We start from the raw sequence: 11,618 nt of genomic DNA on the forward strand, positions 1-11,618 counted from the left end.
ACCTATATATGAGTGTATAATAAAAACAAGATATACGGTAGTAGGGTATATAAGGAGGAATAAAATATGAAAAACGTAACAATCTATACATCAAATACATGTCCACATTGTGTGACTGCAAAGGAATATTTCAAAGCTAATAATGTTTCTTATGAAGAAAAGAATGTAAATGAGAATGCTGCATATAGAAAAGAATTAATGGCAATGAAGATTATGAGCGTTCCAGTAATAAAGATAGATGAAGAAGTAGTTGTTGGCTTCGATAAGGAAAAAGTAGAAGCGTTACTTAAATAGGTAATAAAAGGTAGGATAATCCTACCTTTTATTATTTTACGAAATAATCACTACCATTGTTATTTATTCTAGAATCTAACTTGTTATTTATTATTACTTCTTTAGTTTTAGTAAGGGAATCAAAGTCTAATTCATTGGTAGTAACAAAAATTGATATTTTTTTATTATCATTTATTACCTTGTTTTGTATAGAAGAATTTATTAGAGAAGATAAACCTTCATCTAAATTAGAATTTTCTAAGTCAGTACTTTCAAGGAGTTTTCTACCACTTGAAGAACTAGCATGAATGTCAATAATTTTATTAAATTTATTAACATTCATTGTTATAGTTGTTCCTATATCTAATACTAATGTACTTTTAGGTGTATTATATGTAAAAGTGTAAACTCCATATGCTAGGAATAGTATTATTAGAGCTAAGGATCCTAATTTTATTAAGTGCTTAAACCCTTTAGCCTTTTTACCTGTTATAATTTCCCCAACTTCACAAGGGTTATGTGGGGTTATGTTTAGAAATATTCCATAGGAAGTTAATATGGAGCAAGAGTTATTTTTATTAACCAAAAGATTTAAACCAGTTATATTATTTTCTTTCATTTCATAATTTACATTTTCATGACTTTCCTCATACTCATTAGTACTCAAATAGTTTCTTATATTATGATATCTTTTATTATTTATTATTATAAGATATGCTGTTATGTATCCTTGCCATTTACTTATAAATAAAGGTGTTTGTCCAGTCTCTAAGGATAATTTGTTGATAGGTAAGGTTCTTTTATTTTCTACAAAGCTTAAAAAACTTTCATTATTCTTTATAAAGAAAGCTATATTTAAAAGTTCATTTCTTGTAGTAAGAGTAGGTTTATCAGAAGATAAATCTCTTATATTAAAGCCATATATTTTAAGCTCTTTATGAAAAAAGTACACTTCTTTTTTTCTTATTTCATCTATATCTTTATTTATTACATGGATTTTATTCTTATAAGAAAAGCTATATTTGTTTTCATATAGTGATAAAATCTTCATAACATAATCACCTCCAGTATATACATATACTTTAATGTTAAAGGGTACAGGCGTTTAAATCAAGAGCGGATATTTTTTATTAAGGAAGATAATACTATTAATCATTGGAGGTGGTGAGTTGAACCTTAATAAAAATAAAAGAAAAATAGTAAAAATTTTAATAATTATTATATTTACATTCTTAAATATAAGTGTTTTAAATGTAGAAGCTATAACTAGAAAGATAGTTGTATCAGAAAATAAAATAAAGGGAAAAACTGATGTTTTAGATATGGAGCTTAATATACCTGAAATAAGGGGATTAGAGAATAAGGATAAGGAAAAAAGTATTAATGAAGAAATAGATAAAAATGCAGTAGCTTTTGGACATAAAATAAAGCTTTTAGCAGAAGAGGATAGAAAATATTATATGAATAATAAAGAAGATGGGGATATTTACGAGGCAGTGGTTGATTTTAGTACTCCCTATAATAATGGAGAGTTTCTTAGTTTACTTATAGATAATTATTCCTATACTGGAGGAGCTCATGGTATTACTTATAGAAAAAGTTTTAATATAGATGGGAAAAGTGGAGAAGTACTATTATTAAAGGATCTTTTTAAGGATAACTATAATTATAAAAAAATAATAGATAATATAATAAGTAAGGAAATAGAGAAGAATAAGGAAAACTTTCTATATGGAGAATTTAATGGAATAGAAGAAGATATAGATTTTTATATGGAAGAGGAATATCTTATAATATATTTTCAGCTTTATGAAATAGCTCCTTATGTCAGTGGATTTCCAGAGTTTAGAATACCTATAAAAGAGTTAGCTAAAGGTCTTAAGAAGGAATTTAAAAATAATTTTTAAGTATAACATAAATGTTTTAGTATTACTTCCTAAATTAAGTTCGGTACGGAGAGAATGATATATATATGTAATAAAAGAATTATTGACAATAAATGTAATAAGCTCTATAATAACTTAAAAGTTTACACTATTATCACGAGAAAACCTTATAAATAGAGGAATTATATAGATTAAATAGTTAATTTAACATATTAAATTAACTTATTTCCTTATTTTAAGTTTATCTAGTGAAATTAAGATAGGAGATCATTTATGTTAGAAATAAAAGAGATTTTAAATAATCAAAGAAAATTTTATAATGGAGGAAATACTCTAAGTATTGATTTTAGAATTAATGTTCTTAAGAGACTTAGAGATATTATAAAGAATAAGGAAGAGGATATATTAGAGGCTTTAAGAATGGATTTAGGTAAATCAAGATTTGAAGCTTATGCTACAGAGATGGGAATAGTACTTGAAGAACTGAACCTTACAATAAGAAAGTTAAGGTCATGGGCAAAGCCTGAAAGAAAAAGGACACCAATAATGCACTTTTTATCTTCAAGTTATGTTTATAAAGAACCTTATGGAGTAGTTCTTATAATGTCACCATGGAATTATCCATTTCAACTTACCATGGCTCCTTTAATTGGAGCTATAGCATCAGGAAATTGTGTTATGGTTAAGCCTTCAGCTTATTCAGTAGAAACAACGAAAATTATATGTTCTATTATAAAAGAAGTCTTTGATTTAAGTCATGTAGAGGTGGTTAAACCTTTTGGAGGAAGAGAAGATATTTCTAAGATATTAGATGAGAAATATGATTACATCTTCTTTACTGGTAGTGTTAATGTAGGAAAGATAGTTATGGAGAAGGCATCAAAACATTTAACACCTATAACTCTAGAACTTGGGGGTAAAAGTCCGTGTATCGTAGATAGTGACGCAGATATTGATTTAGCGGCTAAGAGAATTGTATGGGGAAAGTTTTTAAATGCAGGACAAACTTGTGTAGCCCCTGATTATCTTTTAGCCCATAGTGATATAAAAGATATGCTCTTAGAAAAGATGTGTTATTATATAAAAAAATTCTATGGTGAAGATCCAAGTAAAAATCCGGAATATCCTAAAATAATAACTCATAGACAGTGGACAAGACTCATAGAGTATTTAAATGAAGGGGATATAATATGTGGAGGAGAGAGCTATGAAGCAGGGAGATATATAGCTCCAACTATTATAGATAATGCAACCTTCGAATTTAAAGTTATGAAGGATGAAATTTTTGGCCCTATAATGCCAGTAATCACATTCAATAATATAGATGAAGTCATAAAGCTATTAAAAGATAAGCCAAAGCCACTAGCACTATATTACTTTTCAGAATCCAAAGAGAGTCAAAAGAAGGTATTAGAAGGAACTACATCAGGAGGAGGATGTATAAATGATACGGTCATCCATGTTGCATCTTCTAATATAACCTTTGGAGGAGTTGGAGAGAGTGGAATGGGGTCTTATCATGGAAAGGCAAGCTTTGACACCTTTACTCATTATAAATCTATAATAAAAAAGAGCAATATCATTGATGTAGATGTAAGATATCCACCATTTAAAAACAAGATTTCTTTGTTAAAGAAGATTATGAAGTAGTAAGTGATTTAAGCTCATTTATATTAAGCCTTATAACATATTTAAAGAAGCCTTAAGTTCATTTTATTCTTATTGTTATTAAGAGTTTTAAATTTGCTTGAAATTATTTTAGGGGGTAGAGCAATGGCAAAAATAGATGAAATATACAATGCTTTGAGGGAATTAACCCTAAAAAATAAATCAGGGATTTCAGCAGTAGACTTAAGTGACTATTTAAAGCTTAATAGGGCAAATGTAAGTAGATACCTAAATAAGTTATATAATATGAATAAGGTAGAAAAAATAGAAGGAAGACCAGTATTATATAGAGTTTTTATGAATGAAAGTAAAAAGAATAAAGAGAAAATAGAAGCTATGAATGAAGGTAATGCTATAACAAAGAACAATATAACGAAGGCTTCTAATAGTTTAGATTTAATGGTTGGAGCAGGTCTTAGTCTTCAGGTTCCAATTCAGCAGGCAAAGGCCGCTATATTATATCCTCCTAGAGGGCTACATACTCTTATTTTAGGTGAAACAGGAGTAGGGAAGTCTATGTTTGCAGACCTTATGTATCAGTTTGCTAAGGAATCTAAAATGATAAATGATAATGGACCATTCATAAGGTTTAATTGTGCGGACTATGCTGATAATCCCCAACTTGTTATGTCTCAGATATTTGGTGTTAAAAAGGGAGCTTATACAGGGGCGGATAGTGACAGAGAGGGACTTTTAAAAAAAGCTCATGGAGGAATTTTATTTTTAGATGAAATTCATAGGTTATCTCCTCAAGGTCAAGAGATGCTCTTTACCTATATAGACAAAGGGGGATTTAGACCACTGGGAGAAACAGAAAAAATAATTAAGGTAGAAGTTCAAATAATAGCAGCTACTACAGAAGATACTAATTCATATTTATTAAAGACTTTTACAAGAAGGATTCCAATGACAATAACTTTACCTTCTCTAAGGGAAAGAAGCTTAAAAGAGAGATATTATTTATTAGAAGAGTTTATAAAGTCTGAATCAAAGCGACTTTCAAAAACTATTTATATAAACAAAAATGCTTTAGTATCTTTTTTGTTATATAACTGTTCTAATAATATAGGACAATTAAAAAGTGACATACAATTATCCTGCGCTAAGGCATTTCTAAATTATAAAACTAATTCAAGGGATTATATCTTAATAGAACAAGGAGATTTGCATCCAGGAGTAAGAAATGGATTAATGAAGATTCAAGATTATAGGAATGAGGTTGAAAACCTGTTAGGAAATAAAGGTGATGTTCTTAGGTTTTTCTATGGGGATGAAAAATTTATACTTGAAACTAGAGGAGATAATAACAATTATAATAATCAAGAGCATTTCTATGATTATATAGAAAATAAATTGGATTCTCTTAAAAGCCAAGGCATGGAGGAGAAAGAAATAAATGAGATATTAAATATAGATATAGATGAATTTTTTAAAAATTATATAAAAGATTTACCACATAGGATTAGACGCGAAGAGTTATGCAAAATAGTAGATTCTAAAATAGTAGACTTAGTTGAAATCTTATTAAAGACTGGAGAAGATAGACTTAATAGAAATTTTGAAGAGAAGGTATATTTTGGACTTGCTCTTCACCTTCAAGGAAGCATTGAAAGGATAAAGCAGGGAAATAAAATATACCACCCTAAATTAAATATAATAAGGTCTCAATACTCGGATGAATTTATGGTGGCTATGGAATTTGCAAGCATGATTGATAATGAGTTTAATATAACAGTTCCACTAGATGAGATAGGATATTTAACTATGTTTTTATCTGCAAAGACTTATGATGTGGATGTAAAAAAGGTAGGGAAGGTTTCAGTTCTTGTTATAATGCATGGAAATTCTACAGCTAGTAGCATGGTTAATGTTGTAAATTCATTAATAGATGAAGAGTTTGCTAAGGCTTTAGATATGCCTCTTAATATGAAGGCAGAAGAGATGTATGAACTCGCTAAAAGAAAAATACAAGAGATGTATCATGAAAAGGGGGTACTTTTGCTTGTAGACATGGGATCCTTAACTAACTTTGGGGATATGATTTCTGAAGAAATTGGAATAGAGGTTGAAACTGTAGATATGGTAAGTACACCTGTAGTTCTAGAAGCTACTAGAAAAGCGCTTATAGGAAGGGATTTAAATAGTATATATGAATCCTGCTTAGATTTTTCGAGACACGGAATTCAACTATCCTATGAGAGAAGTAGCAATAAAAAATTACTTATTATAACTGCTTGCTTCACTGGCAAGGGGGCATCAGAAAGATTAAAAAAGATAATAGAGGTAAATTTAAATAAGAAAGATATTGTGGAAATAATTCCATTAAGCATATTAGATAGAGAAGAATTTATAAAACAATTAGAGAGATATAAGAAGACTTATAAAATAATATCAGTGGTTGGAACAGTAGATTTAAGTATAGAAGATATAATCTTTATTCCTATGCAAGATATATTAACAGAGGACGGTATAAGAAATTTAAGATATATTGTAAATAAAGAAGAGCAGTATATGAATATAAAGAACTCTCTAAGAGATCATATAGATGTTAGTAATATAGATGAACTTGTAGAAGATATAATAAAATTTATAAAAAAGACAGAAGAAATCCTTAATATAGAGGTTAATAAAGAAATTTTATCAGGGATAATAATGCATATGTGCTTTATGGTGGATAGAATTAAAAAGGGAGATAAGGAGACAAAGTTTATAAATTTAAATGAATATAAATTAGAGCATGGGGAAAAGTTCATGACAATAAAGAAAATTATAAAAAATATAGAAAGAAAGCAGAATATAAATATTGAAGAACATGATTTGGCCCATTTAATTAGAATGATCCTAGAAAATAATTAGTGTAACTGTGTAATTGAAATACAGTGTGTAAAACATTAAAGAAATAGTGTGTAATGAATTTTTACACACTATTTCTTTCTTTTATTAAAGGAACATTTATATGGAATGCTTTAGTAAAAGGAAGTGAAGAGAAAAAGAAATAAATTTTGGAAATTGGCATGATATTTGCTTGAATATATAGGTGTAAACGGTAAATAAGAAAAAAGGTAATATGAGTATTATATATTTTAGGGGGAGTTATTATGAAAAGAATAATGTTAGTATGTAGTGCTGGAATGTCAACAAGTTTACTTGTAACTAAAATGAGGCAAGTAGCTCAAAGTAAAGGAATAGATGTAGATATAAACGCAGTTTCAGAAGCTGAATTTAAGAATCATATAGATAAAGTAGATGTAGTACTTCTTGGACCACAAGTAAGATTTATTTTACCAAAAGTTAAAGAGCAGGTACAAGGCAAGATACCAGTAGATGTAATAAATACTGTAGATTATGGCATGATGAACGGAGAGAAAGTTTTAAATCATGCTTTAAATTTACTATAGTTTTTTTTAGGTCACCTTAGTTTATGTATTTAAAATTAGATTGATAAATCAATAAAAATCCTATATATAAACTAAATTTTAGGATAAAAATCATACAGGATAATGTATAGCGATTATTTATAAAGTATAAGTTTTCTAAGGTATATTAAAGAAATTTAATATAAATATTATAATTTAGGAGGGGTTTTTATGAATAAAATTATAGACTTCCTAGAAAGGCATTTAGTACCTGTAGCATCTAAATTTGGAAGTCAGAGACATCTAGTAGCTATACGAGATGGTTTTGTTGCAATTATGCCATTAATTTTAGTAGGATCTCTAGGAATGATGATTAATCAATTCCAATTTCCAGGATACCAAGACTTAATGAAATCAATCTTTGGAGTATCAGCAAGTGGAGCACCGTATTTTCATAGCCTTGGAAGCTTCTTATGGGATGCAACCTTTGGAATAATGTCACTAGCCCTTTGTGTTGCATTAAGTTATAATTTGGCTAAGTCATATGATTCAGATGCTTTAGCAGCAACCCTTGTATCTTTTGCTTCATTAATACTAGTATATGAAAAAGCTACATTTTTTAATTTTTCAGGAACCACAGGATTATTTGTTGCAATATTAGTTTCAATAGTATCTACTGAGTTATTTGTAAGACTACTTAGAAACAAGAAGTTAGTTATAAAGATGCCAGATTCAGTACCACCAGCAGTATCTAGATCCTTTGCGTCAATTTTACCCGCATTTATAGTTTTAATCTTGTTTGGTATATTAAAGTGCATATTAGTTACAATAGGAAGACCAAGCCTCCATCTAGTTGTATATGATGTTATACAAGCTCCATTACAAGGTCTAGCTCAAGGACTTGGATCAGCTATAATAGTTGCTTTAATAATTCACGTATTATGGTTTTTTGGATTACATGGACCAAATATAATTTTACCTGTAACTTCAGCTTTATATACTCCAGCCATGGAAGAAAATATGAAGCTTGTTGCAGCAGGTGAAAATGCTACAAATATAATTACAACTTCTTTCTTTGATAACTTTGTATATCTTGGAGGATCAGGAGCAACTATAGGATTATTAATTGCTATATTTATAGCTTCAAGAAGAAGGAAATCTGCTTTAATGGCTCAATACGGAGCGGTATCTAAAGTAGCATTAGGACCAGGAATATTCAATATAAACGAGCCAGTAGTATTTGGTATGCCAATAGTTTTAAATGTAAGATTATTAATACCATTTTTGTTAACACCAATAATATTAGTTTTAACAACTTACTTTGCAATGACTAGTGGTTTGGTTCCATTAACTTATGTTCAAGCACACTGGACAATACCTCCAATAATAGGGGGAGCCTTAACTACTAACTCTATAGCAGGAGGAATATTAGCAGGAATTAACCTATTAATATCCATAGTAATATATCTACCATTTGTATTTATGGGTCATGATGAAAAGATTATAACTGAGGAGAGTATTTCAAGTTAGAAAAAAGGAATAACTAAATAATAGTAGAATATATAGAAACGTAAGTAAAGGAGTGTTGGAGCATGGAAGAGGTAATATTTCAACTAATAATGCATAGTGGAGATGCTAGAAGTAGTGCTATGGAAGCTATTCAAAGTGCCAAAGCAGGAAATATAGAAAAAGCAAAAATACTTTTAGAGAAAGCTAATGAGAAGCTAGCTCTTGCTCATAATGGACAGACCACTCTAATACAAGATGAAGCTAGTGGACAAAAAGTTGAATTTTCACTACTATTAGTTCATGCTCAAGATCATTTAATGACTACTATAACATTAAAGGATCTTGCATCCGAAATAGTAGATATTTATGAAAGATTAAATTAGTATAATTAAATAAACCCTGATGAGGTTTATCATCAGGGTTTGCTTTTAAGGAGGACTAAAGCCATGAAAAGATTAGGAATATCAATTTATCCAAGTAACGGAAGTTTAGAGGAAATTAAAAATTATATAGAGCTTGCAGCAAAGTATGGCTTTAAGAGAATATTTACATGTTTAATTTCTCAAGAAGACAGAATAATAGAGGAAGTCATAGAAGAGTTTAGAGAAATAGTTGCTACTGCTAATAAAAGTGGAATGGAAGTTATTGCAGATGTAGAACCAAGTATATTTGAAAAGTTTGGGGTAACATATAAAGATTTAAAGTTTTTTTATGATTTGGGACTTAAGGGAATAAGATTAGATACTGGATTTAGTGGGATTGAAGAGTCTATAATGACATATAATCACTATGGTCTTAAGATAGAGCTTAATATAAGCAATGGAACAAAATATCTTGATAATATACTATCTTATAAGGCAAATATGGAAAACATATGGGGATGTCATAATTTTTATCCTCATGTTTATACAGGATTATCCTATGAGCATTTTATAAGATCCTCAAAAAGGTTTAAGGAGCAGGGCATAAGGACGGCAGCTTTTGTAAATGCACCATCGGCAGAGTTTGGACCATGGCCAGTTAGTGAAGGGCTATGTACTTTAGAAAGTCATAGAAATCTTCCTATTACAGTTCAAGGGAAACACTTATTTGCTACCGATTTAATAGATGATGTAATAATAGCTAATATGTTTGCATCTGAAGAAGAACTTAAAGCTCTTAGTAAATTAAATAAGAATATAATTGAATTTGAAGTAGAATTTGTAGATGGAGTACCAGAACTTCAAAAGAAGATAGCCTTAGAAGAATTCCATTTTAATAGGGGAGATGTATCAGAATATATGGTTCGTTCTACCCAAAGTAGAGTTAAATATAAGGGCCACGAATTTAAGGTCTTTAATACAAGAGATATAAAAAGAGGAGATATACTTGTGGAATCTGACCTTTACACAAGATATGCAGGAGAACTTCAAATAGCCTTAAAAGATATGAAGAATTCAGGAAAAACCAATGTTATAGGAAGTATAATAGAAGAAGAGAGATTTTTATTAGACTACCTAGAACCATGGGATAAATTTGAGCTTATTAATAGAAAGTAGATTAGTCTTATATTAGAATAAAAATATAAAATTATTAAAAAACTATGCTAACTTTCTGGGATATAGGAATTCAATTATTTTAAAACAAGTAGCTTTAAAATAATTAAATATCATAAGAAAGCTATGATATTTAAGGAATAAGGCAAGAATAAAAAATGTAGAGGTTAATACTATATTTAAAAGTATTACCTCTACATTTTTATTTATCTGATTCCTGGGAGCTGTAACACCTCAATCCTCTTGAAAGGCGGTGGAGAACAGTTCCTACGCCCTAGATTAACTCATCTAACCTTCATATGGTGGAAAAAATACCAACTGAGAAGAGTTGTTCTATCCTAAGGCTACATCAAGAATCATCATAATAGTAAATCCTATTAAGGTAGCTAAAGTAGCAAGGTCAGTATTACCTTCAGCTTGGGATTCAGGAATTAACTCTTCAACTACCACATATATCATAGCACCTGCTGCAAAGCTTAAGGCATAAGGTAGCATCGCTTCTATATGAACTACTGCCACTGCACCTATTACTGCTGCAATAGGTTCTACTATACCAGAAGCTTGACCATACATAAAGCTTTTAAGTCTAGAATGACCCTCTCTTCTTAAAGGTATTGATACCGCTGCGCCTTCAGGGAAGTTTTGAAGTCCTATTCCAATAGCTAAAGCTGCGGCACCAGCAAAGGATGCGGCGTCTAGGTTAGCTCCTAAAGCACCAAAGGCAACTCCCACAGCAAGACCTTCTGGTATGTTGTGAAGGGTTATGGCAAGAACTAAAAGAACACTTCTTTGCCAACTAGTTTTTATACCTTCTGCTTTACTGGTATCTAGGCCAAGGTGAAGATGAGGAAGGATTTTATCTACTGCAAATAGGAATAATCCTCCAAGTAAGAATCCTACTGCTGCTGGAATCCAAGCTGTGTTTCCAGCAGCTTCTGCCATTTCTATAGCTGGAGAGAGAAGAGACCAAAAGCTAGCTGCTATCATAACTCCTGCTGCAAATCCTAGCATTGCATCTAATACTTTTCTATTTATAGTTTTAAAAAAGAAAACTAAAGCCGCTCCAAGAGCTGTAAGTCCCCAAGTAAATAAAGTGGCAATTAGAGCCTGGAGTACTGGACTTAAGTTTTTTATATAATCCAACATAAACTTTCACTCCTAACGAATAATAATTACTTATTAATAAAAACATTCTATCACAATAATGATGAAATATCCATATTATTTTATACAATGAATAATATGGTGGTGAATAAATTAATTAATAAACTGTTATATATAAAACAAATACTGTACTAATAGTTAATAAAATTATTATATTTTATTGATATAATATATTTATGTAAATTTTATCCTATATTAAATGTAAATAAGGTAAGGATAATTGATTC

General features: G+C 29.8%; 10 protein-coding genes. 8 read left to right on the plus strand and 2 right to left on the minus strand.

Features of this window, described 5'->3' with window-relative positions; genetic code table 11:
• Nucleotides 1-66: 66 nt before the first annotated feature.
• The gene (locus AB2369_RS06950) at nt 67-294 is read left to right on the plus strand and encodes a glutaredoxin family protein (RefSeq protein WP_367665754.1); all 228 of its coding nucleotides are present in this window, start codon (nt 67-69) and stop codon (nt 292-294) included.
• A 31-nt stretch (nt 295-325) separates the two neighbouring features.
• On the opposite strand, the gene AB2369_RS06955 is transcribed toward AB2369_RS06950, so the two are convergent.
• Nucleotides 326-1,324 carry a hypothetical protein gene (locus AB2369_RS06955; RefSeq protein WP_367665755.1) on the minus strand — a complete coding sequence of 333 codons (999 nt, stop codon included), beginning with the start codon at nt 1,322-1,324 and terminating at the stop codon, nt 326-328.
• A gap of 118 nt (nt 1,325-1,442) precedes the next feature.
• On the opposite strand from AB2369_RS06955, the gene AB2369_RS06960 reads away from it, so the two are divergent.
• The 7 genes from AB2369_RS06960 (at nt 1,443) to AB2369_RS06990 (ending at nt 10,230) form a co-directional block, all read left to right on the plus strand.
• Entirely contained in the window at nt 1,443-2,180 is a 738-nt protein-coding gene (locus AB2369_RS06960) for a DUF3298 and DUF4163 domain-containing protein (RefSeq protein ID WP_367665756.1), read from the plus strand.
• Between the two features lie 252 nt (nt 2,181-2,432).
• The gene (locus AB2369_RS06965; protein ID WP_367665757.1) at nt 2,433-3,809 is read left to right on the plus strand and encodes an aldehyde dehydrogenase; all 1,377 of its coding nucleotides are present in this window, start codon (nt 2,433-2,435) and stop codon (nt 3,807-3,809) included.
• 123 nt (nt 3,810-3,932) lie between these two features.
• Nucleotides 3,933-6,683, plus strand: a complete 2,751-nt coding sequence (locus tag AB2369_RS06970; RefSeq protein WP_367665758.1) for a sigma 54-interacting transcriptional regulator — start codon at nt 3,933-3,935, stop codon at nt 6,681-6,683.
• A 242-nt stretch (nt 6,684-6,925) separates the two neighbouring features.
• Nucleotides 6,926-7,225 carry a PTS sugar transporter subunit IIB gene (locus AB2369_RS06975; RefSeq protein WP_367665759.1) on the plus strand — a complete coding sequence of 100 codons (300 nt, stop codon included), beginning with the start codon at nt 6,926-6,928 and terminating at the stop codon, nt 7,223-7,225.
• Between the two features lie 189 nt (nt 7,226-7,414).
• Nucleotides 7,415-8,713, plus strand: coding sequence for a PTS sugar transporter subunit IIC (locus tag AB2369_RS06980; protein ID WP_367665760.1), 1,299 nt, complete (start codon nt 7,415-7,417; stop codon nt 8,711-8,713).
• 62 nt (nt 8,714-8,775) lie between these two features.
• A complete protein-coding gene (locus AB2369_RS06985) occupies nt 8,776-9,075 on the plus strand; it encodes a PTS lactose/cellobiose transporter subunit IIA (RefSeq protein WP_367665761.1) in 300 nt (99 codons plus the stop codon).
• A gap of 63 nt (nt 9,076-9,138) precedes the next feature.
• Nucleotides 9,139-10,230, plus strand: a complete 1,092-nt coding sequence (locus tag AB2369_RS06990; protein WP_367665762.1) for a DUF871 domain-containing protein — start codon at nt 9,139-9,141, stop codon at nt 10,228-10,230.
• A gap of 330 nt (nt 10,231-10,560) precedes the next feature.
• On the opposite strand, the gene AB2369_RS06995 is transcribed toward AB2369_RS06990, so the two are convergent.
• Nucleotides 10,561-11,370 carry a ZIP family metal transporter gene (locus AB2369_RS06995; protein WP_367665763.1) on the minus strand — a complete coding sequence of 270 codons (810 nt, stop codon included), beginning with the start codon at nt 11,368-11,370 and terminating at the stop codon, nt 10,561-10,563.
• Nucleotides 11,371-11,618 lie beyond the last annotated feature (248 nt).

The organism is Clostridium sp., from assembly GCF_040797585.1.
Taxonomy (GTDB): Bacteria; Bacillota; Clostridia; order Clostridiales; family Clostridiaceae; genus Clostridium_Z.

Excerpts from the sequence above, each read along its gene's own strand:
- AB2369_RS06975 (WP_367665759.1), top strand. The coding sequence starts at position 6,926 with ATGAAAAGAATAATGTTAGTATGTAGTGCTGGAATGTCAACAAGTTTA.
- AB2369_RS06970 (WP_367665758.1), top strand. The coding sequence starts at position 3,933 with ATGGCAAAAATAGATGAAATATACAATGCTTTGAGGGAATTAACCCTA.
- AB2369_RS06950 (WP_367665754.1), top strand. The coding sequence starts at position 67 with ATGAAAAACGTAACAATCTATACATCAAATACATGTCCACATTGTGTG.
- AB2369_RS06965 (WP_367665757.1), top strand. The coding sequence starts at position 2,433 with ATGTTAGAAATAAAAGAGATTTTAAATAATCAAAGAAAATTTTATAAT.
- AB2369_RS06980 (WP_367665760.1), top strand. The coding sequence starts at position 7,415 with ATGAATAAAATTATAGACTTCCTAGAAAGGCATTTAGTACCTGTAGCA.
- AB2369_RS06955 (WP_367665755.1), bottom strand. The coding sequence starts at position 1,324 with ATGAAGATTTTATCACTATATGAAAACAAATATAGCTTTTCTTATAAG.
- AB2369_RS06985 (WP_367665761.1), top strand. The coding sequence starts at position 8,776 with ATGGAAGAGGTAATATTTCAACTAATAATGCATAGTGGAGATGCTAGA.
- AB2369_RS06990 (WP_367665762.1), top strand. The coding sequence starts at position 9,139 with ATGAAAAGATTAGGAATATCAATTTATCCAAGTAACGGAAGTTTAGAG.